Annotated in this window: 22 protein-coding genes and 1 tRNA gene; 9 read left to right on the forward strand and 14 right to left on the reverse strand. The window is 63.4% G+C overall.

Annotated elements, in window-relative coordinates; all coding sequences use genetic code 11:
- Positions 1–179: 179 nt before the first annotated feature.
- The 7 genes from CDO46_RS02510 to CDO46_RS02540 all read left to right on the forward strand — a co-directional run bounded on the left by CDO46_RS02510 (position 180) and on the right by CDO46_RS02540 (position 7,486).
- Positions 180–1,265 (forward strand): NAD(P)/FAD-dependent oxidoreductase, encoded by a 1,086-nt coding sequence (locus CDO46_RS02510; protein ID WP_254914550.1) that lies wholly within the window; start codon positions 180–182, stop codon positions 1,263–1,265.
- A 43-nt stretch (positions 1,266–1,308) separates the two neighbouring features.
- Complete coding sequence (locus CDO46_RS02515; RefSeq protein WP_087836993.1) at positions 1,309–2,454, forward strand: Re/Si-specific NAD(P)(+) transhydrogenase subunit alpha; 1,146 nt, start codon at positions 1,309–1,311, stop codon at positions 2,452–2,454.
- 65 nt (positions 2,455–2,519) lie between these two features.
- Positions 2,520–2,843, forward strand: coding sequence for an NAD(P) transhydrogenase subunit alpha (locus tag CDO46_RS02520; protein WP_087836994.1), 324 nt, complete (start codon positions 2,520–2,522; stop codon positions 2,841–2,843).
- Positions 2,840–4,264, forward strand: coding sequence for an NAD(P)(+) transhydrogenase (Re/Si-specific) subunit beta (locus tag CDO46_RS02525; protein WP_087836995.1), 1,425 nt, complete (start codon positions 2,840–2,842; stop codon positions 4,262–4,264). The genes CDO46_RS02520 and CDO46_RS02525 overlap by 4 nt, the downstream gene beginning before the upstream one ends.
- Before the next feature lie 119 nt (positions 4,265–4,383).
- The gene (locus tag CDO46_RS02530; RefSeq protein WP_087836996.1) at positions 4,384–5,415 is read left to right on the forward strand and encodes a tripartite tricarboxylate transporter substrate binding protein; all 1,032 of its coding nucleotides are present in this window, start codon (positions 4,384–4,386) and stop codon (positions 5,413–5,415) included.
- Between the two features lie 15 nt (positions 5,416–5,430).
- The gene (locus CDO46_RS02535; RefSeq protein WP_087836997.1) at positions 5,431–6,645 is read left to right on the forward strand and encodes a CaiB/BaiF CoA-transferase family protein; all 1,215 of its coding nucleotides are present in this window, start codon (positions 5,431–5,433) and stop codon (positions 6,643–6,645) included.
- A 43-nt stretch (positions 6,646–6,688) separates the two neighbouring features.
- Positions 6,689–7,486: a TIGR03084 family metal-binding protein gene (locus CDO46_RS02540; RefSeq protein ID WP_087836998.1), complete on the forward strand. Its 798-nt coding sequence runs from the start codon at positions 6,689–6,691 to the stop codon at positions 7,484–7,486.
- Positions 7,487–7,713: 227 nt separating this feature from the next.
- On the opposite strand, the gene CDO46_RS02545 is transcribed toward CDO46_RS02540, so the two are convergent.
- The 6 genes from CDO46_RS02545 to CDO46_RS02570 all read right to left on the reverse strand — a co-directional run bounded on the left by CDO46_RS02545 (position 7,714) and on the right by CDO46_RS02570 (position 12,061).
- Positions 7,714–8,253: a carboxymuconolactone decarboxylase family protein gene (locus CDO46_RS02545; protein WP_087836999.1), complete on the reverse strand. Its 540-nt coding sequence runs from the start codon at positions 8,251–8,253 to the stop codon at positions 7,714–7,716.
- Between the two features lie 68 nt (positions 8,254–8,321).
- Positions 8,322–9,515: an MFS transporter gene (locus CDO46_RS02550; protein ID WP_087837000.1), complete on the reverse strand. Its 1,194-nt coding sequence runs from the start codon at positions 9,513–9,515 to the stop codon at positions 8,322–8,324.
- A gap of 57 nt (positions 9,516–9,572) precedes the next feature.
- Entirely contained in the window at positions 9,573–10,331 is a 759-nt protein-coding gene (locus CDO46_RS02555) for an SDR family oxidoreductase (protein WP_087837001.1), read from the reverse strand.
- Positions 10,332–10,459: 128 nt separating this feature from the next.
- Positions 10,460–11,407, reverse strand: a complete 948-nt coding sequence (locus CDO46_RS02560) for a GlxA family transcriptional regulator (protein ID WP_087837002.1) — start codon at positions 11,405–11,407, stop codon at positions 10,460–10,462.
- Between the two features lie 117 nt (positions 11,408–11,524).
- Complete coding sequence (locus CDO46_RS02565; protein WP_087837003.1) at positions 11,525–11,824, reverse strand: hypothetical protein; 300 nt, start codon at positions 11,822–11,824, stop codon at positions 11,525–11,527.
- A 152-nt stretch (positions 11,825–11,976) separates the two neighbouring features.
- Positions 11,977–12,061 (reverse strand) — tRNA-Leu (locus tag CDO46_RS02570).
- Positions 12,062–12,154: 93 nt separating this feature from the next.
- Here CDO46_RS02570 and CDO46_RS02575 point away from each other — a divergent pair.
- Entirely contained in the window at positions 12,155–12,436 is a 282-nt protein-coding gene (locus tag CDO46_RS02575; protein ID WP_087837004.1) for a peptidylprolyl isomerase, read from the forward strand.
- Between the two features lie 36 nt (positions 12,437–12,472).
- Here the strand turns inward: CDO46_RS02575 and CDO46_RS02580 are convergent, their stop codons facing one another.
- From CDO46_RS02580 to CDO46_RS02610, 7 genes are read right to left on the reverse strand one after another with little or no spacing between them, the layout of a single operon-like run.
- Complete coding sequence (locus CDO46_RS02580) at positions 12,473–13,321, reverse strand: fumarylacetoacetate hydrolase family protein (protein ID WP_087837005.1); 849 nt, start codon at positions 13,319–13,321, stop codon at positions 12,473–12,475.
- 23 nt (positions 13,322–13,344) lie between these two features.
- On the reverse strand, positions 13,345–14,322 hold the full coding sequence (locus tag CDO46_RS02585) for a tripartite tricarboxylate transporter substrate binding protein (RefSeq protein ID WP_087837006.1): 978 nt from the start codon (positions 14,320–14,322) through the stop codon (positions 13,345–13,347).
- Between the two features lie 37 nt (positions 14,323–14,359).
- Positions 14,360–14,872 carry an aromatic-ring-hydroxylating dioxygenase subunit beta gene (locus tag CDO46_RS02590; RefSeq protein WP_087837007.1) on the reverse strand — a complete coding sequence of 171 codons (513 nt, stop codon included), beginning with the start codon at positions 14,870–14,872 and terminating at the stop codon, positions 14,360–14,362.
- An 18-nt stretch (positions 14,873–14,890) separates the two neighbouring features.
- A complete protein-coding gene (locus CDO46_RS02595; RefSeq protein WP_087837008.1) occupies positions 14,891–16,171 on the reverse strand; it encodes an aromatic ring-hydroxylating dioxygenase subunit alpha in 1,281 nt (426 codons plus the stop codon).
- Between the two features lie 29 nt (positions 16,172–16,200).
- Positions 16,201–17,553 carry an amidohydrolase family protein gene (locus CDO46_RS02600; protein WP_087837009.1) on the reverse strand — a complete coding sequence of 451 codons (1,353 nt, stop codon included), beginning with the start codon at positions 17,551–17,553 and terminating at the stop codon, positions 16,201–16,203.
- Positions 17,546–18,379: an alpha/beta fold hydrolase gene (locus tag CDO46_RS02605; protein WP_087837010.1), complete on the reverse strand. Its 834-nt coding sequence runs from the start codon at positions 18,377–18,379 to the stop codon at positions 17,546–17,548. Before CDO46_RS02605 ends, CDO46_RS02600 begins: the two co-directional genes overlap by 8 nt.
- Positions 18,376–18,783, reverse strand: a complete 408-nt coding sequence (locus tag CDO46_RS02610; protein ID WP_087837011.1) for a RidA family protein — start codon at positions 18,781–18,783, stop codon at positions 18,376–18,378. The genes CDO46_RS02605 and CDO46_RS02610 overlap by 4 nt, the downstream gene beginning before the upstream one ends.
- Positions 18,784–18,953: 170 nt before the next feature.
- On the opposite strand from CDO46_RS02610, the gene gcvA reads away from it, so the two are divergent.
- Positions 18,954–19,901 carry a transcriptional regulator GcvA gene (gene gcvA / locus CDO46_RS02615; protein WP_087837012.1) on the forward strand — a complete coding sequence of 316 codons (948 nt, stop codon included), beginning with the start codon at positions 18,954–18,956 and terminating at the stop codon, positions 19,899–19,901.
- 27 nt (positions 19,902–19,928) lie between these two features.
- Here the strand turns inward: gcvA and CDO46_RS02620 are convergent, their stop codons facing one another.
- Positions 19,929–21,974, reverse strand: a complete 2,046-nt coding sequence (locus tag CDO46_RS02620; RefSeq protein ID WP_087837013.1) for an FAD-dependent oxidoreductase — start codon at positions 21,972–21,974, stop codon at positions 19,929–19,931.
- Between the last annotated feature and the right edge of the window lie 44 nt (positions 21,975–22,018).

Consider the following 22,018-nt stretch of genomic DNA (forward strand, 5'->3'; position numbering starts at 1 on the left):
TATTCGTCCCGATGCTCCTGAACCAGCCGTACCGCACGTTCACGTACTTCAGGGGAAAACTTGTTGTTCTTGCTCATGGCTCCATTTTCTCAAGAATTGGAGCCTCCTCAAAAACCGGTTCGATTCACAGCCTCCACATCGATACCAGCCGAGACAATCTTGGCTACTCCGACTTTCCCATTCCTTCAAGCCACCCCGACTTTCTCTCTCATTTCGAGGTGATCGAATATCTCGAGTCTTACGCAGAGCACTTCAAGGTAAGAGACAGGATCCGCTTCAACACGCGAGTTGAACACGTCGAGAAGAACCCCGACGGAACCTGGAGGGTCAGGCTCTCTACGGGCGAAAGCAAGAGATACCGTGCGGTGCTGGTGGCAAACGGGCACCTGTGGGATCCGAGATGGGCTCAGTTCCCGGGTACTTTCGACGGCATGAGCCTGCACGCTCATGACTACAAGGAACCAGAGCCATTCCTGGGGAAGAATGTCCTGGTGATTGGAATTGGCAACTCGGCAGTGGACATCGCGGTTGATGTCTGCAAGCTCGCAAAGAGCACTTTCATCTCCACACGCCGTAGCGCCTGGGTCATGCCCAAGTACATCATGGGACGCCCCACCGACCGCTGGTCTTCCTTTCTGGGCGGCAAGCTCGGGCTTCCGACTCGCCTGGTGCGGACGGCCATGCGTCACCTGATGTACCTATCCATCGGCGACCAACAACGATTCGGTGTGCCTCGGCCCAAGCATCCCATCTGGCGCGAGCATGCAACCCTGAGCCAGGAACTGTTGCCGTATGTCGGCCACGGGTGGATCAAAGTCAAGCCAAACATCAAGTCGTTGAAAACCGATCGCGTGGCTTTCGACGATGGCTCGGAAGAACAAATCGACGTGATCATCTATGCCACGGGCTACAAGACCACGTTTCCGTTCATCGACAAGCAAGTATTTCAGGTACGGGATGGCCAGGCCGATCTCTATAGGCGCATGCTTGTACTGCATCAACCAGGGCTCTACATGATGGGCCTGGTTCAACCGATCGGCCCCACGATTCCCCTGGTGGAGATTCAGGGACAGTGGGTCGCCCGGGTGCTGGCCGGGAAAATCCAGCTACCTGAACGCAAGGCCATGGAAGCGGAAATCGCCCGGCACCAGGCCACCATCTCAAAACGATACGTCGGTTCCGCTCGCTACACCCTTGAAGTCGACTTCAAGGAGTACGCACGCCAGATGCGAGAAGACATGCGGCGGGGAAAAGCGGGGAAGTAGACGTGGATACGACACATCAGTTGATGCTGAAGGCGGTACTGCCATGCGCATAGGCGTTCCCAAGGAAGCGGCAACGGGCGAAACCCGAGTGGCCGCAACGCCGGAGACGGTGAAGAAATACGTGGCGCAAGGCCATGTCGTGCGCGTGCAATCCCGTGCGGGAGTGGCCGCTGGCTTGTCCGACGAGGCATATGCCGCGGTGGGTGCCGAGATCACCGACGCGGACGGCGCACTTGGTACCGATCTGGTACTCAAGGTACGCGCTCCGAACGACGACGAATTGCGCCTCATGAAATCGGGCTCGACGCTGGTCGGCATGCTCAACCCCTTCGACAATGGCGGCCTGCAGCGCATGGCCGCTGCGGGGCTCACCGCGTTCGCACTGGAGGCCGTGCCGCGCACCACGCGCGCGCAGAGCATGGACGTGCTGTCCTCGCAGGCCAACATCGCAGGGTACAAGGCCGTGATGCTCGCAGCACACCGCTATCAGCGCTTCTTCCCCATGCTGATGACGGCGGCGGGCGCGGTCAAGGCCGCGCGAGTGATTGTTCTTGGCGTGGGCGTGGCTGGCCTGCAGGCCATCGCGACCGCCAAGCGGCTAGGCGCGGTCATCGAGGCTTCCGACGTGCGGCCAAGCGTGAAGGAGCAGGTCGAATCGCTGGGCGCCAAGTTCATCGACGTGCCCTACGAGACCACAGAAGAGAAGGAGGCGGCCGAAGGTATCGGCGGGTACGCACGGCCGATGCCTCCGAGCTGGCTGGAACGCCAGAAGGCAGAAGTGGCCAGGCGCGTGGCGCAAGCCGACGTGGTCATCTCCACCGCACTTATTCCGGGCCGCGCCGCCCCCGTGCTGATCACGGAGGACATGGTCAGGTCCATGAAGCCGGGCAGCGTGATCGTGGATATCGCCGCCGGCAAGGGCGCCCCCAATCCGGACGGCACGGTCGGTGGGAACTGCCCGCTGACCGTGCCCGACCAGACGGTGGTCAAGCACGGGGTGACGCTGGTAGGCGAAACCAACCTGGCCGCGCTGGTCGGTGCCGATGCCTCGGCCTTGTACTCACGCAACGTGCTCGAATTCCTCAAGCTCGTATTGCCAAAGGACGCGGCCAGCGTCCAGGTACCGATGGACGACGACATCGTGGCCGCTTGCCTGATGACTCGCGGCGGCGAGGTCAGGCGCAAATGAGCCGCGCGAGGCCAAGTAAGAGCCACCGCGCCTGCGAATCAAGGAACCCTGAAGCGGAAGTTTCCATGGAAGCCGTATCCCCTCTCATCCTCTACGTCATCATCTTCGTACTGGCCATCTACGTGGGCTACCACGTGGTCTGGAACGTCACCCCTGCCCTGCACACCCCGCTGATGGCCGTCACCAACGCCATCTCCGCCATCGTTATCGTTGGCGCCATGTTCGCAGCCGCGCTCACCGAGTCGTACCTGGGCAAGACCTTGGGTGTGACCGCCGTGGCGTTGGCCGCGGTCAACGTCTTCGGCGGCTTCCTCGTCACGCGGCGCATGCTGGAGATGTTCAAGAAGAAGGAGCGCAAGACACCGGCGGCCAAGGGAGCCCACGAATGAGCATGAACGCCGTCACGCTGCTATACCTCATTGCCAGCGTCTGCTTCATCCAGGCCCTCAAGGGGTTGTCTCATCCCACCACTTCCATCCGTGGCAACGTCTTCGGCATGACAGGCATGGCCATCGCCATGCTGACCACCTCCGCGCTCATCGTCGAACTGTCCGGAGGCAAGACACAGGGCATGGGCTGGGTGCTGGGCAGCCTGATGGCCGGTGGCTCCTTCGGCGCCCTCATGGCCAAGCGGGTCGCGATGACTAGGATGCCCGAGCTGGTAGCCTTCATGCACAGCATGATCGGCCTGGCCGCGGTCTGTATCGCGGTCACCGTGGTAGCCGAGCCCTGGGCCTTCGCCATCACCGCCAAGGGCTACCCCATCCCGGGCGGCAATCGCATTGAACTGGCGCTGGGCGCCTTCATCGGCGCGGTTACGTTCTCGGGCTCGGTCATCGCCTTCGGCAAGCTCTCGGGAAAATACAGGTTCCGCCTCTTCCAGGGCGCTCCGGTCACTTTCCCAGGCCAGCACAAGCTCAACCTGTTGCTGGGCCTGGCCACGGGCTTCTTCATATTCGGCTTCTGGCACTCGCAGAGCTGGCTCGACATCGTGCTGGTGATCGCACTCGGCTTCATCCTGGGCGTACTGATCATCATCCCGATCGGTGGAGCCGACATGCCGGTGGTGGTCTCCATGCTCAACAGCTACTCCGGCTGGGCGGCGGCCGGCATTGGCTTCAGCCTGAACAACGCGATGCTGGTCATCGCCGGCTCGCTGGTGGGCGCCTCCGGTGCAATCTTGAGCTACATCATGTGCAAGGCGATGAATCGCTCGTTCTTCAACGTGATCCTGGGTGGCTTCGGTGGCGAAGCCTCCCACATGGCGGCGGAAGGCGGCATGCAGCGCACGGCCAAGAGCGGCAGCGCCGACGACGCGGCCTTCATCCTGGGCAATGCCGAAACCGTGGTGATCGTGCCCGGCTACGGACTGGCGGTGGCACGCGCGCAGCACGCGGTGAAGGAACTGGCACAAAAGCTGACCGGGAAGGGAATAGCAGTGAGGTACGCCATCCACCCGGTGGCCGGCCGCATGCCCGGCCACATGAACGTGCTGCTTGCCGAGGCCGAAGTGCCGTATGACCAGGTTTTCGAAATGGAAGATATCAACGGCGAGTTCGGTCAAGCCGACGTGGCGGTCATTCTGGGCGCCAACGACGTGGTGAACCCGGCAGCGCTGCAGAAGGGCAGCGCGATCTACGGCATGCCGATCCTGGAGGCCTACAAGGCCAAGACCGTCATCGTGAATAAGCGCTCCATGGCGGCCGGCTATGCGGGGCTGGATAACGAGCTCTTCTACATGGACAAGACCATGATGGTCTTCGGCGACGCGAAGAAGGTCGTCGAGGACATGATCAAGGCTATCGAGTAGCTCCGTGTAAGAAAACCGCTTCGCCCCCGGGAGGATGGATTCTCGAAGCTACAGCACGCCTTGAGTTTCATCGCTCCATCAACCACGCTGCACCTCAGCGCCTAACAGCAGAGACAAAGATGACCTTCAAGCTCGTACACAAATCAAAGAACCCCGCAACTTCCATCGACCGCCGCCGTTTTCTGTTGAAAGCCACCGCCACCGTGGGTGGCGCATATCTCGTGCTGAACGGCACGCAAGCTTCGTCCAGCGAAGCATGGCCGCTGAAGCCGGTACGCATCGTGGTCCCGCTTGGTCCCGGCAGTGCCAGCGATATCCATGCCCGGATGGTCGCAGAGGAGTTGCAATCGGTATACAAGCAGCCCTTCATCGTCGAAAACAAGGCGGGAGCATCCGGCATTCTGGGCGCCGAGTTCGTTGCCCGGTCCGCCCCTGACGGCTACACCCTGCTTCAGACATCGAACACCGTCAGCTCAATCAACCCGTTCCTGTTCAACAAGCTGCCCTACCACCCCATTAAGGACTTCACCCCCATCGCCCGACTGAGCTTCATGCCGTTCGTGTTCCTGGTCCGCGCAGACCTGCCGGTCAGGAACCTCTCCGAACTGGTCGCCTATGCGAGATCCAGCAAGCAATATGTCAGCTACGGCTACGCCAACGCCACGGGCCAGGTGGCCGGCGCCATGTTGATCGCAAGAACAGGGCTCGACTGCGTTTCGATTCCCTACAAGGGAACGCCGGCGGCAATGACCGACCTTCTCGCTGGCCAGATTACGTTCATGACCGGTGACTTTGCTTCCGCAAGATCCTTCATCGAATCCAACAAGGTACGCCCGATCGCCGTGCTCACTCGACAACGGTCATCACTGGCCCCTGCGTTGCCATCGGTCGCCGAATCCATCGGCGCACAGGATTTCGACCTTCAAACCTGGCTTGGCGTCCTGGGACCGGCGAATGTTCCACCAGCCATCGTTCAATCGCTGAACACCAGGATCAACGCATTTCTCTCCCGCAAGGAAACCATTGACCGCCTTGCTTCGATAGGCGCCGAAATGGCCTCGGCAACGCCGCAGGAACTCGGATCGTACATGCAGCAGCAGCTGGACATCTCCCGCGAGAAGGTGAAAGAAGCGGGCATCAAACCAGATTGAATGCGAGGAAAGAAAATGGAGTCAACCTATCTGCATGGCATTCGAGTACTTGACCTCACGTCGATGATCGTCGGGCCCGCCTGCACCATGCGCCTGGTCAGCTACGGCGCCACGGTTACCAAGATCGAATCTGCGGACGGAGACCTCATCCGAACCTTGGGCGGCCCGTCACCAAGCGGCAGACATTCCGGCACCTACTTGCACCTCAATCGAGGAAAGCGCTCCGTTTGCCTGGACCTCAAACACCCGAAGTCAAAGGCGATCATGGAACGCCTCCTCGACGCCTCCGATGTCGTGGTTACCAACATGCGCCCCGATGCCCTTGCGCGTCTCGGGCTCGACGCCGAGAGCGTACGAGCAAGGCGCCCCGATATCGTGCATTGCACCTTGACCGGATTTGGTCCCGGAGGCCCGTATCGAGGGCGGCCGGCCTACGACAGCGTGGTGCAAGGCGCGTCGGGAATTGCCGGCCTGTTCGCAGAGCGCGACGAGGCTCCCTCCTACGTGCCGTTGATGATGGCGGACCACGTAGTGGGCGAGATCGCGGCGGGCGCGATATTGGCCGCACTGTGCCGCCGGCTTCAATCGGGCCAGGGGTCGGCCATTGAAGTCCCCATGTTCGAAACCATGGCGGCTATGGTCCTGCAAGAGCATCTCGGCCCCGAGACCTTTGTCCCAGCGCTGGACGAGGTGGGAGATCGAAGAATTCTGAGCGCGCACAATCGTCCGATGAGAACGGCCAATGGCTGGATCAGCGTAACGGCCAACACCGACGCACAGGCTCGGGGAATGCTCAAGGCGATCGGACGCGACGATCTGCTTGACGACCCACGTTTCGCAACGGCTTCAGCCCGATTCAGGAACATCGACGATTGGTTCTCCATTCGCACCGAGGCGCTAGCGACGGAGACCACGGAGAAGTGGCTCCAGACCCTCAATAGCTTCGATGTGCCATGCATGCCCTGCCATTCGCTGAAGTCGCTCCTGGACGATCCCCACCTAAGTGCGGTGCAACTGATAGAGCCTGTGGTGAAACACACCAGCGAAGGTTTCATTCGCAACCTTCGAAGCACCGTGCTGCAGGACGCGCGCCCTCTACCAACGGATCATCTCGCGGAGGCGGGCGCGGTCGGTCGCGATACCGAAGCCGTCCTCCGCGAGCTTTCGTTCAGCGCCGAAGAGATACTCGACCTGCTCGCATGCTCAGCCGCTGCCACTGAGGTCCGCTAGCCCAAAGCCTCGAAGCAGTCCCTTCGAATTCAAAGGAATCCAAATGCACGAAATCAAATTTCTCAACGAAGAGGTGGAGGAGCTGTCTCACCTCCTTGAGCGACTGTCCGCGTCCGACTGGGATCGTGTGACCGCGTTCAAACAATGGACCATCAACGACGTGGTTCTCCATCTGTACGCAAGCGACTACATGGGTATTGCGTCGACAACGTCGGAAGATGCCTTCAAGACTCTCAGAAGCGACATGATGAGAATCCGGAACGAAGGCCGCTCTCCCATCGAGGAATCGAGACTGAGATTTCCGGGATTGAAAGGTGCAAGCCTTTACACGAAGTGGATCGACCAGGCGCGAGACCTGAGCAACCGCCTGGCAGCGCGCAGTCCCGACGAAAAACTGCCGTGGGCCGGACCCAGCATGACAGTGCCTTCGTTCGCCGCTGCCCGACAGATGGAAAACTGGGCTCATGGACAAGAAATCTACGATGTGCTGAACCTCGAGCGCACCCCCACAGACAGGCTCAAGCCGATCGCGACGCTTGGCGTCAAGACTTTCAAATGGGCATATGTGAACAGGGCAATCGCCGTCCCGGGCATTCTTCCTCAGGTGCGATTGACTGCCCCCTCTGGCGAAGTCTGGACGTGGAACACCGATACGAAATCAGACATCATCGAAGGAGCTGCTGACGAGTTCTGCCAAGTGGTGACTCAGGTGAGGAATATTCGCGACACCCACTTGAGGGTAAAGGGAGCAATTGCCACCGAATGGATGTCCATCGCGCAGTGCTTTGCGGGCGCTCCGTCAGACCCACCTCCTCCCGGCTCCCGGCGAAAGGGTGTTTAGTCAGATAGTCGATGGTGCCCCGGGGCCGGAATCGAACCGGCCCGCCTTGCGGCGGAGGATTCTGAGTTGGGGATTTACCGTGTTTCTACAGGGAAATGGGGCGAATGCCAGCGTAGATTGAAACAGAAAACTATTTTCAAATCAGCAGGTTAGCGTATTTCAGCTGAATTAGTGGAAGCTGCTTGACCTGCCCCCCCTTACCGCTCCCCTTTCCCCCGCCACTCGCATTACTTCAGCTCTGGAAAGTCCACCACTGTGTCATTCGCACGATTGAACACGTTCGTGAACGTGATGACGGCGATGGCCAGTGCGATATCCACGACAGCCTCGTCCGGAAAGCCCGCCGAGCGCAAGACCGAAAGTTGCTCGGCGTCGAGGGTGCCCCGGCCTTCTTGAAGGCGCCGTACAAATTGAATCAGCGCATCGCGTCTTGAGTCGCCGGTCGGCTGCAGCGCCCTGATCGCGCGCACGGTGTCCACGGGCAGGCCGGAGGCCTTGCCCGCCAGGCTGTGGGCAGCGACGCAGTAGTCACAACCGGCAATCGCGCTCACCACCAGCTTGATGGTTTCGCGGTCCTGCGCGGAAAGAACGCCACGCGCAAGAACCGCGTCGGCGGACAACATCACCTTAAGCGCCGGCGTATTCAAGGCGCCAATGGCCGCATAGGCGTTGGGGACCATGCCCATCCCTTTGCGGATAGCGGCGAAAACGTCGGCGGTTTCGCCGGAGGCGCTAGCGGCGGCGGGAGTGTTGATACGGGAGACCATTATCTTGGGTCCTTTCAAAGGAGTTTTACTGGAATACGGGCGCGGCAGACCCGCGAATATCGAGAAATTCAAGCTCTTCGCGCTACGACGGCGTTCAGGCCCAAAGCGATCAGTTCCGCCATAGCCGCCACTACGCCAATTGCCCAGATGGCTCCAGCGCCCAACACGGTGGCCCCGAGGGCACTGCCGATTGAGAACCCGAAATACATTGTCGAGGTATTAAGCGCTAGCGCAACGGGCGCTTGCGACGAGATGCCCGCTCCGATAAGGCGTGCCATCTGTGCCGGAAAGAACGACCACACGGTGAAGCCCCACACGGCCACGGCGACCATGACCAGGCCCAGCGAAACTCCCGGTGGTAGCGCCGTTGCCATGGCTAAAGCCAGGAAGGACAGTACTAACAGCATGAGCGACCCGCGCACCACCGTGCCAGCCCCGAAGCGATCGTTGAGGATCCCACCTGTCATAACACCCGCTGCTGCACAAAGCCCCCAGAGCGAGACAGACGCGGTGATCTCCATTGGGCCGAAGGCCAACACGGCGCTTAGGTACTCGGCGATGTAGGGATAAGCGGCAAAGGCGCCGATCGACCAGAACAGGCTAACCGCCAGCAGACGCAGCACCGAACGCTGACCGACCACCGAGACACGTTCGCGCAAACTGGCCACTGCGATGCCTCGCCCAGCATCACGGTCGATGCCCGTCAAAATGCCTGCAATGGCCACGAGGCTCATCGCGCCGACGAGTAGAAAGGTGGCACGCCAGCCGAAGGCATGGCCGATGAATCCGCCAAGCGGCAGGCCCAGTGCGATGGCCAATGTTTGGCCCGCGCTGACAAGGGCAAGCGCACGCCCTCGCATCGTGGGTGGGACGATGACACCGGCGAGGCCATTGGCGGCCGGTACATAAAGCCCCGCTGCGATGGCCATCACTACGCGTGCGGCGATCAGCACGGCGAATGACGACGATAGCGCTGCCGCGACGTTGCCAATGGCGAACAAGGCCATCGCAATCAGCAGCACCCGCTTGCGCGCCATTCGGCCGGTCGCCACGGTGATCACCGGCGATGACAATGCCAGCACCAGCGTGAACACGATCACCAACAGGGCGATCGTGGGGACGGGCAGCGCAAAATCCTTCGCCATGACCGGTAGCAACGGCGCGATCATGAAGCCTTCGGTGCCAATTGCGAACGTTCCCAAGGCCAGGAATCCCGCCGGCAACAACACGGTGCGCGAATCGTCGGCAAGCGTTGCGGTCATGAGGTAACTCTCCTGAAAATGCAGTTGCGCGGGCGCGGGGCTCCTGAATCAGGCGCCTTAGACTGGGATGGGATTGGCGGCGATTTCAGTGTTGAAACCGTCAATCAGCGCATGTTCGTCAATGCCGGGGTTATCGCGCAGGGCACGAATGGCCTCAACAAATACTTCCGGTGCGTCGGTGGCCAGCCCCTTCATCGTTTCGGCGATAAAGGCATCGAGCGGCATGGCGCGAGGATCACCGCTCTTTTTGATCAGATCGGTGTCGACCCACGGAGGCGCGATTTCCTGGACGGACACGCTGGTGTCTTTGAGCATGAAGCGTTGCGACAAGGCATACGAGTGCAGCGCCGCCTTCGAGGCGGAATAGACGGCATTGGTGGCAATAGGCACATAGGCCAGAACCGAGGTGTTGTGAATGATCGTCGCGCGCGGCTGCGCCTTCAGGTGTTCGACCAGCGCAGAGGTCAGCCGGATCGGGCCAAGCAGGTTCGTATCGAGGATTTGGTGCGACACGGCATCATCGATCCTGCCCGAAGGATCGTCGAACGGCATGATCCCCGCATTATTGACCAGTACGTTCAGCGTCGGGTAGTCGCGGATCAGTTGCGCGGCAACGCGGTCGATGTCGGCGGCATCCGAGATATCCAGCGCGACGCCGTCGATCCCCGGATGGGCCGCGGCCACTTCATCCAGCAGGGCCTGACGGCGTCCGGCGATGATGACCTTGTTACCCAGGGAATGAAACTGCTCGGCGAGCGCTCGACCAATACCCGAGGTACCGCCCGTGATAAAGATTGTGTTGCCCGTCATTTGCATGATTTGTCCTTGTCTTGCGCCTGGATGGCGCCTTCGATGGACGTACTATGCGCGGTTCGGATCAAGTCTCAAATGTCATAGATCCGGCAAAAACGGACACGGACAATTAGTACGACGCCCCAAGTCAGTCAAGCGACGTCGTCTTGCATCGACATCAGGCCCCGCTTCACGCTGGCCGGGGGCTGGCCAAGGTTGCGCAGGAAGGCGCGCCGCATTCGGTCACGGTCGGCAAAACCCGCGTCACGCGCCACGATCTCCAAGGGGTGACGGCCGTCTTCCAGCATGACGCGCGCGGCCTCCAATCGCAGCATTTCCACGGCCTTGGCCGGAGACCGCCCGGTTTCCTCGCGGAATACCCGGCTGAACTGACGCGCTGACAGGTTGGCAGCTTCGGCCAGCTCCTCGACAGACAAGGGATTGCGCAGGTTTTCACGAGCGTAGGCCAGCGCGCGTTTTACCCGATCAGAGCGAGGCTCTAGCGCGAGCATCGCCGAAAATTGCGATTGCCCCCCATGGCGACGATGGTAGACGACCAGTTTGCGAGCCAGTGCCCGAGAAAGCGCAGACCCATGGTCGTCCTCGATCAGCGCAAGCGTCAGGTCGATGGCCGATGACATTCCCGCCGACGTCCAGATGTTCCCGTCACGGACGAAAATACGGTCCTCTTCGACCCGGACCTTCGGAAAGCGCGCCTGAAGCGCTCGCGCATGCGCCCAATGCGTGGTGGCGGTGCGGCCATCAAGCAGACCGGCGTGCGCCAGCACAAAAGCGCCTGTGCATACCCCAGCTACCCGGCGGGCTTGTTCCCCCGCACGGGCGAGATACGCACGCAGCCCGGGCGAAATATCCTGAGGCGCCAATTGGCCGGCAACCATCAGCGTATCGGGTATCACACCTAGCGGCGTCGTTTCGATACCTGCGTTCATTGAGGACCTGATCGTGCCGCCCTTTTCGGATAGCACCGTCAACCGATAGCCCATATCGCCCAGCTCAGTATTGGCGAATTCAAAGGCAGAAAGCGCCGCCAAAGCCATAAGCTGGAAGCCATCTTCCAGGATCAAACCAACGTGCCGCATCATGCTTCCTATTCAGGCTGTGTAGGATCAGCTTAATCTGGTACGGGGACGGCATCCACGTCGTTGACAAAAATCGGCCCACTTTATTGCCATTTTGGTGTCGGAAGCCGCCCTTCGTTAATTCTGTTTCCGACAATCGCGCAACAGCGCGTACACTCCCGCCGTGCCAAAAGCCGCCATACCCAAGCCCACGCTGACGAACAGCCCGGTCTGCATGGCGGCGATCAGTCCCCCACCCAACGCCACCACCGTGCGCGCCAACGCGCCTACCAACGGTACCGCCATCTTGCCGGTGCCTTGTGTGGCGCAGTACTGGGTGAAACCAAGGCCGAAGAAACCAAAGAAGGGGCCAACATGGCGCAGGTAAACGCTTCCCGTCGCCACGCTTTGAGCGTCGTCAAAAACGCGTTGAGCCATAACAGCTAGCCGATCTTGCGATCGTAGCCATGAGTACTCCGTATGAGGCGAGCGCCGCAGCACTGTACCTGACCACAATTCTAGGAAAATCCCCCCGGTGCGGGGCTTGTATTGCGAAATCCTCTAATGGCTTGAATTAGAAGATTTGGAGATGGTGCCCGAGGCCGGAATCGAACCGGCACGCCTTGCGGCGGGGGATTTTGAGTCCCCTGCGTCTACCAATTTCACCACTCGGGCAGGTTCTTCCGGCGCGAAGGGCCGAAAGGAAGGGAGCCGCAAATTATACCCGTAATTTGCGGTACTCTGCTTCCTCTTATCAAGGAGCAAATCATGGCCCATGCCAGCGCCCGTCACATCCTGGTCTCCACCGAGGCCCAGTGCAACGAACTGAAAGCCGCCATCGAAGGCGGTGCCGATTTCGCGCAGGTCGCGCGCGAGCACTCCAACTGCCCGTCGCGCGCCCAGGGCGGCGATCTGGGCACCTTCGGCCCCGGCCAGATGGTGCCGGAGTTCGACCGGGTGGTGTTCAGCGCCCCCGTCAACGTCGTCCAGGGCCCGGTCAAGACCCAGTTCGGCTATCACCTGGTGGAAGTGACCAGCCGCCAGGACTGACCCGCACCGCCCGCGGCCACGCCGGGGGTTCACCCCTCAGCCCGCCGCGACGACCCGTTGTGTCTGGGACCCCAGCACGCCGCCGCCCAGCGTGACCACGTCACCCGCTTCCAGGTAGCGCGGCGGGCGGGCTCCCATCCCCACCCCGGCCGGGGTGCCGGTGATGATGACGTCGCCAGGTTCGAGCGTCATCACGCGGCTGCACTCGCTGACTAGGCGGGCGCAGGAAAAGATCATGTCGCCGGTATGTCCTGTCTGCCGGCGTTCGCCATTGAGTTCCAGCCACAGTTCCAGGTCCTGCGGGTCGGGCACTTCGTCCGCCGTGACCAGGTAGGGCCCCAGCGGGCCGAAGCTGTCGAAGCCCTTGCCCTTGCCCCACTGGCCGCCGCCGCGGTCGATCTGGTATTGGCGTTCGGACACGTCGTTGGCCAGGCAGTAGCCGGCCACGTGGCGCAAGGCGCCGGCCTCGTCGACGGCCCGCGCGCGGCTGCCGATGACGATGCCCAGTTCCACTTCCCAGTCGACCCGGGTGCAGCCGGTCGGAATGACGATGTCGTCGTCCGGGCCCGAGATGCAGCTGGTCCATTTGCAGAACAGCGTGGGTTCGGCCGGAATGGCCATGCCGGCCTCGGCCGCATGGCGCCCGTAGTTCAGCCCGACCGCGACGAATTTGCCGATGCCGCGCCAGGGCGTACCCAGGCGCGGCGCGCCGTCCACCACGGGCAGGCGCTGCGGGTCGAGCGCGGCCAGCGCTTGCAGGGCGGCCGGCGACAGGGTGTCGGGCCCGAGGTCGGCCAGCAGGCCGGACAGGTCGCGGATCACGCCGCCGGCGTCGAGCAGGCCGGGCCGCTCCAGGCCCGGCGGGCCGTATCTCAACAGCTTCAAGGAAACTCTCCGTATGGACGCGTTCAGTTGGGGGTGATGTCGGCCAGCTTGACCGCTTTGCCGAACTTGTCGAGGTTGTTGCGGATGTTGGCGGCATAGCCGTCAGGGCTGCTGCCGATGGCGGTGGCGCCCATGGCCTTCAGGCGGACGACGGTATCGGGCTGCTTGAGCGCCCGTGCCACGGCGGCCGAAAGCCGCTGTACCACGGTCTGCGGCGTGCCGGCCGGCACCACGATGCCCATCTCGGAACTGAAGTCGTAGCCGGGCACGGTCTCGGACACGGCCGGGATGTCGGGCGTCATGGCCGGACGGTCGAGCGTGGTGACGGCGATGAATCGCGCCTTGCCGGTCCTGACGTATTGCTCCAGCGCCGGATAGGCGGCGATCACCAGGGAGGTCTCGCCGCCCATGAAGGCGGGCACCGACTGGCCCGACCCCTTGTACGGCACGTGCACGACGTTGATGCCAAGGCCGTGCAGCATCGATTCCATGGCGATGTGGTGGATGCTGCCTATGCCCGACGAGCCGTAGGTCAACGCCCCCGGCCTGGCCTTGGCCAGGGCGACGAGCTCGGCCAGGTTGTGCACGTTCAGCGACGACTGCACGGCGATATAGAGCGGAATGGTCGCGGCCAGGGTCACGGGCGTGAAGTCCTTGTCGGCGGCATAGGGCAGCTTCGCGAACAGGTAGGGGTTGATCGCAAGCTGTTGGATGTCGGAGAAGAACAGCACGTGGCCGTCCGGGGCGGCGCGGACCACGCTTTCGGCCGCGCCGATGCCGCCCGCGCCGGGCCGGTTCTCGATCACGAACTGTTGCTTGAAGAACTCCGACAAGCCCGGCGCCAGCGAGCGCGCCAGCACGTCCGGCGCGCCGCCGGGGGCGTACGGCACGATCATCCGCACGGGGCGGGTCGGATAGTCATCGGCCTGGACGGCCGGGGCCGCGGACGCCAGGATCGACATACAGGCCAGCACGCGGCCGATGCGCAACAGGGATTTCATCGTGAACCTCCAGGGGCAAGAGCGCCGATGCGCATCCTCAGAACGGCTGGGTCAGTTGCGGGAAGCTCTGGTCGCAGTTGGTGAGCCGCACGCACTTCTGGACGATTTTCAAATGCGTGCCGTCGAACCGCAGCGTGTGCAGATAACGTCCGCCGTACACGCGGCGGTCGGCGCCTGGCCGGTCCTCCAGCATGATGAACTTGCTGCGGACGCGGAAACGGTCACCGTCAGCGGCTTCCAGACCGAAGTTCGACAGCACGCGCACCGTCGTCGAAGGCGGGTCCTGGCAATGGATCATCGGGTGCTTGAGCCGCGCCACACGCGTCTTCATGGTGTGTTTCTCGTCATAGTAGAGCGACACGTGACTGATCCAGTCGGCCTGGTCCTGCGCGGCCGGCGCCCAGTACACGGCATCGTCGCTGTACAGGTCCAGCCACTCGTCGAAGCGGCGGTTGTCCAGCAGATCGGCCTCGTGTTCGACAAAGTCGCGCAGGGTGTCCAGGGACGGCGCGGCATGGCCCGCGGGGGTGAGTCTTGCAAGCGTGTTCATGGTGGCTCTCTGGTGGAATCAGGCGCTCATCAGGTCGCGCCAGGCATAGTGTTTGGCGCGCTGGCCGACTTCGCTCGAACGCGCGCCGAACAGCACGCCGTCGCCTTCGTCGACCTCGGCGCCCATGCCGCGCGCGACCAGCACCCAGTCGCTGCCCTGCGCCTTCAGTCCTTCCTGGCAGCGCTCGAAGGCTTCGAGATCGTCGGTCTGGATGAACGACGACGCGGAGTGAGTCATGTTGACGTACTTGACCAGATCGTCCGAGATCACGGCCGGCGCGCCCGCCAGCCGGACCGGCCAGATCTCGACCTCGGTCAGGTCCACCGCGATCGGCTTGACCACGCGCACCGAGGTCTGGGCGATCAGGATGTCCAGTGTCGGAAACAGCGTCAGGCTGTGCCGGCGGTTCTTCAGGATGTCGGCGGTGCGTTCCTCGCCGTAGCGCGCGACCATCAGGGCACGGTAGTCGTCCCAGACGCCGCCGGCCTGCTCCTTGTCGAACAGCGACTGTTCCGAACTATGGCCATGCGGGAAGCCGCGCACGCCCAGCTGCGACACCACCGCCTCGCCGTTGGGCGCGAAGAACAGCGCCGCTCCGCCCTGGTCACCCGCACGCCGCTGGAACTGGCGACCGTCCGGACCGACGGTCGAGCCGTGGGCGGCCGCGGGGTGGTAGGTGTCGGCCATGTTGTCCATCTGCAGCTTCCAGTTGCCGCGGAAGTGGTAGCGATGGCAGCCGGCCGCGAACTCGACCCGCCCTTCGGGCGAGCGGTCGACCAGTTCGTCGATGCCCTTGCGCGCCTCGCCCAGGAAATCGAGCAGCGGCATCACGCCGGGATCGAGCGAAGCGAATACGAAGCCGCGATAGCTGTCGACACGCGGCAGCGGCTCCATGCCCGCGCGCGGCTCGCGCAGCGCTTCCTCGGGAAAGTCGGCGCGCATGGGCACGCCCGCCAGCTCGCCGTTGGGGCGGAACGCCCAGCCGTGGTACATGCAGGAAAATACGCGCGCGTTGCCGCGCGTGCGGGACAGCACCTTGGCGCCGCGATGGCCGCAGCGGTTGTACAGCACGTGTACCGAACCGCTCTCGTGGCGGCTCAGCACCACCGGCTGTCCGGCCAGCGTCGTGCAGTAATAGTCGCCCGGATTGGGCACCAGGCTGTCGTGGCCCACATAGACCCAGACCTTGCCGAACACTTTGGCCATCTCGGCCTCGAACACGGCCGGATCGGTGTAGTAGGCCCGGTGCACGCGATCCGCCTGGACCAGGCCGGCGAGTTGCTCTTTGCTGTACGTCATCGAGTTTCCTGCTGGAGAATGAAGAAGGGTCAGCGCCGCAGGACGCCGTGGCCGGCTTCCTGGTCGTAGTGGAAAATGCCATTCAGGAACATCTTGTGCCGTTCGTAGTGCATGGGCCTGCGCGGCGCGGGCGGCGTGCGGTCCACCGGGTGCCCGGCCTTCAGGATGAGGTCGAAGCGCGACGGTTTCTGCAGCAGCCCGATGTCGGCCAGCGGATCGCCGTCGACCACGATCAAGTCGGCATAGCGTCCGGCCTCAAGCTTGCCGACCCGGTCGCCGAAGCGGCGGAACAAACGCGTGGCGCCCAGCGTGCCCGCATGCAGAGCCTGCCCGGGCGACAGGCCCAGGTCGTCCACGAATATCTGCATCTCGCGGGCGTGCCACTGGCCGTAGGGCACCGGCGACCAGCCGCTTTCCGACCCAGGCACCAGCGGAACACCGGCACGGCTGGCGCGGGCCAGGTTGGTCAGCGCCGCGTCGACCTCGCGCTGGAACCCGGCATTGGCCGGATTGGCCGACCCGCCCGTGGCCTCGATCGCGTTGACCAGCAAGGGCAGCGTCGGCACGATCACGCAGCCGTTGCGCAGGCACAGATCGATGCCTTCGTCGTCGATGAACGACGCATGGAAGATCACGTCGAAACCGGCGCGCGCGGCATCGGCCACGGCATCGCGGGAACGCGCGTGCACCGTGCACATGCGGCCGAGCCGGTGGGCCTCGTCGGCCACCATCCGGTATTCGTCATAGGTGAAGGCCGAGCCGTCGAGCGAATCAGGGGTGATGAAGGAATCGTTCGATCCCGACACCTTGATGGCATCGACGCCGTCCTTGACCTGGTAGCGGATCTGCTCGACCAGTTCGTCGCGGCTGCGGATCAGCACGCCCGCCTGCCCCGGCGGGAATTCCATCCAGTTGGGGAAGGAATCCTCCAGCCCTTGGTGGGAAGTCAGTTGCCGGCCCGACACCGCAAGGCGCGGCCCCTCGAACATGCCGCTGTCGATCGCGTCGCGCACCGACTGCGCGATGTTGAACGTGGTCGCGGCATCGAAGGCGCTGGTCACACCCGCCTGCAGCACCTTCTTGGCGTTCCACACCGCCTTCAGCGTGCGGAACTCCACCGGCGTGTACAGCGCCAGTTCCTCTTCCGAGCGCGCCTCGCCGAACGAGATGTGGATGTGTCCGTCGACCAGGCCGGGCAAGATGCTGCGGCCGGGCAGGTCGACCACCTGGGCGCCGGACTGCGCGTAGCGCGGCGGCAATGCCGCCGCCTCGCCCACCCATGCGATCTCCTCGCCCTGCGTCACGACCGCACCGCGCGCGATGGGTGCATCGAGCGTGCCGTCGATCACCTTGCCCTTCAGAATGTAGGCCGGCTCACCCATGCGCCACCCCGGTGAAGAACGGGACGGCCAGCGCCAGGAACTTCTCCGGCCACTCGAAGGCGACCGAATGGCCGCAGCGGCTCAGCAGGTGCACGTCGGCCCGGGCGATGAATCGCGACATCGGGAGCGTAAGAACATCGGCGGGGAAGCCGCGATCGTCGCGGCCGTGCAGCATCAGTACCTCGCAGCCGATGGCGCCCAGCTCGTCCGCCGTCAGCGCGACGGCATCGATGAAGCGCTGCTTGTCGCCCGCGAACATCTGTTCGAAACGCCGGCCGTGATCGCCCTCGCGCAGGATGCGCTCGCGACCGTCCAGATAGGCCTCGTCGATCAGCGCCGGATCGTGCACCAGCAGGCGCGAGGCCCGCTTCAGCGCCTCGCGGTCGCCGGGAAAGCTCCAGGCGGTTTCCGTGGCGGGATTGGCGGCGAACGACGCGCCCATGGTCGCCGTCGTCATCACGCGCGCCACACGCGGTTCGCAGGCCGCCAGACGCAGGGCCAGGGTGCCGGACAGGGAATGCCCGATCACGCCTATCCGCTCTCCCGGCATGCGCGCGATCATTTCGCGGCACTGGCGCAGCCACAGGGCATAGTCGAAATGCGGCCCGGCGGACTTGGCGCCCGACCGGCCGAAACCGATCAGGTCCATCGCATGCACGTGGTGCAGCTCGGCCAGCCGCGGCAGTACGCGCTGCCAGTTGCCGTGGCTGGACGCGCCGGCACCCGAGCCATGCAGCAATAGCAGCGGCAGGCCCGCGCCGCCTTCGGCGTAGTGGACGGGGATGCCGTCCAGCTCGAACCTGCCCTCGCGCAGACGCGAACTCATAGCGCCGCGACCGCCTGCACTTCGATCAGCAGATCCTCGCGCACCAGGCGATCGATCATCAGCAAGGTGTTGGTCGGATAGGCGCGGGTGCCGAACATGCCCGGAAAGGCACGCTCGCGGTAGGCGCCCAGCCTGGGAATGTCCTGCGAGTGCACCAGGTAGGTCGTGAACTGCAGCACGTTCTGCCAGGTGGCGCCCACTTCCTTCAACGCGATGTCGATGTTGCGGAAGACCTGCACGCACTGGGCATCGAAGTCGCCCGCGCCGACGGTGTTCCCGTGCTGATCGGTCGCGACCTGCCCCGCGATGAAGACGAATTCCGAGGCCTTGACACGGGCCACCTGGGAATACTGGGCAAGCGGGGTACCAAGGCCAACGGGATTGAGGATCTGGATATCGGGCATGGCGTGTCCACGGGTGGTTTTTCAGATTAGACGCACTAACTTGATGCATCCGGAAGATGGCTTGGGCGCGGAATATGGCGCTCTTGTTTGCAGGTCACTATAGGCATGCCCTTCAGGCCTGTCACACGAATTCTCTTCCCATATGAAGTTAGAAAAACTAATCTAAAAACATGAGTCATCCACTGCCTCCCCTGACCGCGCTGAGAGCCTTCGAGTCGGCCGCCCGCCACCGCAGCCTGAAGAAGGCCGCCGAGGAACTGAACGTCACGCCAGCCGCCGTCAGCCACCAGATCCAGACCCTGGAGGACATGCTGGGCGTGCGTCTTTTCCGCCGCGTCCACCGCGGCATCGAACTGACCGCCAGCGCCGAGATCTTCTTTCCCAAGCTGGAAGAAGGCTTCGACTGCCTGCGCCAGGCGGTGGGACGGCTGCGCGACCACCGCGGCGCCGACGTGCTCGAGGTCGGCGCGCCCCCGTCCTTCATCTCCAACTGGCTGATGCCGCGCCTGCATCGCTTCGTGACCGCCTTCCCCGACATCGACGTGCGCGTCTCCACCCGGGTGCGGCAGTTCCCGCGCCTGCCGCGCGGACCGCGCGGGGACGTCGCCAGCGTGATGGGCTGGGTGGACGAGGTCGACGTGCTGGTCGTGTTCGGCAACGGCGGCTACCCGGGCATGCGGGTCGACCAGTTGATGCCGCTGACCCTCACCCCGCTGTGCAGCCCCGCCCTGCTCGAAGGCGACAACCCCCTGCGCGAGCCCGACGACCTGCGCCGCCACGTGCTGCTCCACGACGATCGCGGCGTGCTGTATGAAGGCCCGTCGTTCTGGGACATGTGGCTGGAGAAAGCCGGCGTGGAGGGCATCGACACCTCGCGGGGGCCTCACTTCTGGCACTCCATCCCCGCGATGGAAGCCGCCGTCGCCTGCAAGGGCGTGGTCGCGACCACCAAGGAACTGGCCCGCCTGGACCTGGCGACCGGCCGACTGGTGGCACCCTTCCCGCTGGAAATCCGGCTAGCGTCCAGCTACCACATCGTCAGCAACGAACCGGCCTCGAAACGCGAGGTCGTCAAGCAGTTCCGGGAGTGGCTCAAGAAAGAAGCGCGGACAGCGTGACCCGGTGCGGCGCATTGGCATTGAAAACTAGAACGACATGGCCAGGCGCATGCCGGAGCTGATCGCACGCAGCGCGTCGATCTCTGCCGCCGTATGGGCACCGCCGATCAGATGTGCCGGAAAACCTCGCGCAATGAGTGCGTGGTAAAGGTCGTTGACCGGCTCCTGTCCCGCGCAGATCACGACGGTATCGACTTCAAGGCAGCGCAGGTTTCCTTCGACCCGGACATGCAAGCCGGCATCGTCCATGCGCTCGTAGGTACAGCCCGCGACAAACTCGACGCCGGCCCGTTGCAGATTTCCTTTCAAGACCCATCCGGTTGTCAGACCCAGCGTCCGGCCCGGTTTTTCGAGACGCCTCTGCAGCATGATGACCTGCCGTGCCGGGGCGGCGGATAGCGGTGTGGCCAATCCCCCTTTGGCGCGCAAGCTGGGGTCTACGCCCCAGTAGGCTTGAAACTGGCGTATTGCCTGGTCTCCTTCGGCAGGCCACTGCTGACCAAGAAGGAACTCCGCTACGTCAAAACCGATGCCGCCCGAGCCTATGACCGCCACACGGCGGCCAGCCTGCGCTTTACCATCGAGCAGGTCGGCATAGGTGATGACCTTCGGATGCGACACGCCGGGAAAGTCGGGAATACGAGGGCGAACGCCTGTCGCGACAACGATCTGGTCGTAGTCTTGCGCGGCCAGTTCCTCATCCGTTGGCGACGCCTGCAATCTCAGGTCGACGCCCAGCACGTCGAACCGCCGGGCGAAGTATCGCAACAGCTCCCTGAACTCCTGCTTTCCAGGCACCGCCTTCGCGTAATTGAGCTGCCCCCCCAGGCGCTTCGATGCCTCATAAAGCGTGACGTCATGACCCCGCTCCGCCGCCGTGACCGCGCAGGACATCCCAGCGCCGCCGCCCCCCACAATGGCAATGCGCTGCCGCCGGCGCGAGGCATGCCATTCGGCATAGTCAAGCTCCCTGCCAGCCCGTGGATTGACCAGGCAGGTCACCGGCTTCCCTTTGAAGATATAGTCGAGGCAGGCCTGGTTGCAGGCAATACAGGTATTGATCTCGTCCGCGCGGCCCGCCGCGGCCTTACTGACGAAAGCCGGATCCGCCAGAAGAGGACGGGCCATGGAAATCATGTCGGCCACGCCCTCGGCCAGGATCTGCTCCGCGACTTCGGGCGTATTGATGCGGTTCGAGGCAACGACCGGAATCCCGACGACGCCTTTGATCGCGGCGACGGCGAATCTCCAGGCTCCCCGGGGAACGGCATACATGATGGTCGGAATGAGCGACTCGTGCCAGCCGATCCCGGTGTTCAGAATGTCGGCACCGACACTTTCCACCGCCTGCGCCAATTGAACGGTTTCCGTCCGGGAAGCGCCGTCTTCAACCAGATCGACCGCCGAGATCCGGTACATGACCAGGAAATCCGGCCCCAGCGCCGCGCGGATCCGGCGGACGATCTCGACCGGCAGCCGATGCCTGTTTTCCATGCTGCCGCCGAATACATCGCTGCGAGGGTTCGTGCGCTCACTCGTAAACTGATTCAGAAGATAGCCTTCCGAACCCATGATTTCGACGCCATCGAAGCCGGCCGCCCTCGCCAGTTCGGCGCAGCGGACGAAACCCTCGACCGTCCCCCAGACCTCCCGGGTATCGAGTGCGCGCAGGGGACGCCTGTTGATGCGTGACGGACGCTCCGAGGCTCCCACAGGCCGGGCGATGCGGGCATACCGCCCCGCATGAAGGATTTGCAGGAGTATCTTTCCGCCTTCCCGGTGGACCGCGGCGGTGATGGGCTTGAGCTTCTCTGCGTCGATCGGACTGGCCAGAACGGGCGCGGACTCGTCCATGCGCCCATCGGGGTGGGGAGCAAAGCCGCCGGTGACCATCAGGGACACCCCCTCTCGCGCCCGGGCGGCGTAGAACAACGCCAGACGCTCCGTGTGACGGTCGAGAAGCTCCAGCTGCATATGCATCGCTCCCATCAGGACACGGTTCCCCAGCAGATGGGTGCCGGCCCGTAGCGGCGACAGCAGTATCGGGTAGCGGGTCGGCGTGCAGAGAGTCATAGCCTTCTCGAAAAACGGGGAATCGACGGCGGCTCCGGGCCGAG

Origin of the sequence: Pigmentiphaga sp. NML030171 (assembly GCF_002188635.1) — a bacterium.
In the GTDB taxonomy this organism is placed as follows: domain Bacteria; phylum Pseudomonadota; class Gammaproteobacteria; order Burkholderiales; family Burkholderiaceae_B; genus Pigmentiphaga; species Pigmentiphaga daeguensis.

Bases quoted from the DNA above. Each gene is read 5' to 3' on its own strand.
- CDO46_RS02530 (WP_087836996.1), top strand. From the start codon at position 4,384: ATGACCTTCAAGCTCGTACACAAATCAAAGAACCCCGCAACTTCCATC.
- CDO46_RS02600 (WP_087837009.1), bottom strand. From the start codon at position 17,553: ATGGGTGAGCCGGCCTACATTCTGAAGGGCAAGGTGATCGACGGCACG.
- CDO46_RS02545 (WP_087836999.1), bottom strand. From the start codon at position 8,253: ATGGTCTCCCGTATCAACACTCCCGCCGCCGCTAGCGCCTCCGGCGAA.
- CDO46_RS02555 (WP_087837001.1), bottom strand. From the start codon at position 10,331: ATGCAAATGACGGGCAACACAATCTTTATCACGGGCGGTACCTCGGGT.
- CDO46_RS02520 (WP_087836994.1), top strand. From the start codon at position 2,520: ATGGAAGCCGTATCCCCTCTCATCCTCTACGTCATCATCTTCGTACTG.
- CDO46_RS02515 (WP_087836993.1), top strand. From the start codon at position 1,309: ATGCGCATAGGCGTTCCCAAGGAAGCGGCAACGGGCGAAACCCGAGTG.
- CDO46_RS02620 (WP_087837013.1), bottom strand. From the start codon at position 21,974: ATGACTCTCTGCACGCCGACCCGCTACCCGATACTGCTGTCGCCGCTA.
- CDO46_RS02575 (WP_087837004.1), top strand. From the start codon at position 12,155: ATGGCCCATGCCAGCGCCCGTCACATCCTGGTCTCCACCGAGGCCCAG.
- CDO46_RS02595 (WP_087837008.1), bottom strand. From the start codon at position 16,171: ATGACGTACAGCAAAGAGCAACTCGCCGGCCTGGTCCAGGCGGATCGC.
- CDO46_RS02565 (WP_087837003.1), bottom strand. From the start codon at position 11,824: ATGGCTCAACGCGTTTTTGACGACGCTCAAAGCGTGGCGACGGGAAGC.
- CDO46_RS02525 (WP_087836995.1), top strand. From the start codon at position 2,840: ATGAGCATGAACGCCGTCACGCTGCTATACCTCATTGCCAGCGTCTGC.
- CDO46_RS02535 (WP_087836997.1), top strand. From the start codon at position 5,431: ATGGAGTCAACCTATCTGCATGGCATTCGAGTACTTGACCTCACGTCG.
- CDO46_RS02550 (WP_087837000.1), bottom strand. From the start codon at position 9,515: ATGACCGCAACGCTTGCCGACGATTCGCGCACCGTGTTGTTGCCGGCG.
- CDO46_RS02610 (WP_087837011.1), bottom strand. From the start codon at position 18,783: ATGCCCGATATCCAGATCCTCAATCCCGTTGGCCTTGGTACCCCGCTT.
- CDO46_RS02605 (WP_087837010.1), bottom strand. From the start codon at position 18,379: ATGAGTTCGCGTCTGCGCGAGGGCAGGTTCGAGCTGGACGGCATCCCC.
- gcvA (WP_087837012.1), top strand. From the start codon at position 18,954: ATGAGTCATCCACTGCCTCCCCTGACCGCGCTGAGAGCCTTCGAGTCG.
- CDO46_RS02540 (WP_087836998.1), top strand. From the start codon at position 6,689: ATGCACGAAATCAAATTTCTCAACGAAGAGGTGGAGGAGCTGTCTCAC.
- CDO46_RS02585 (WP_087837006.1), bottom strand. From the start codon at position 14,322: ATGAAATCCCTGTTGCGCATCGGCCGCGTGCTGGCCTGTATGTCGATC.
- CDO46_RS02560 (WP_087837002.1), bottom strand. From the start codon at position 11,407: ATGCGGCACGTTGGTTTGATCCTGGAAGATGGCTTCCAGCTTATGGCT.
- CDO46_RS02590 (WP_087837007.1), bottom strand. From the start codon at position 14,872: ATGAACACGCTTGCAAGACTCACCCCCGCGGGCCATGCCGCGCCGTCC.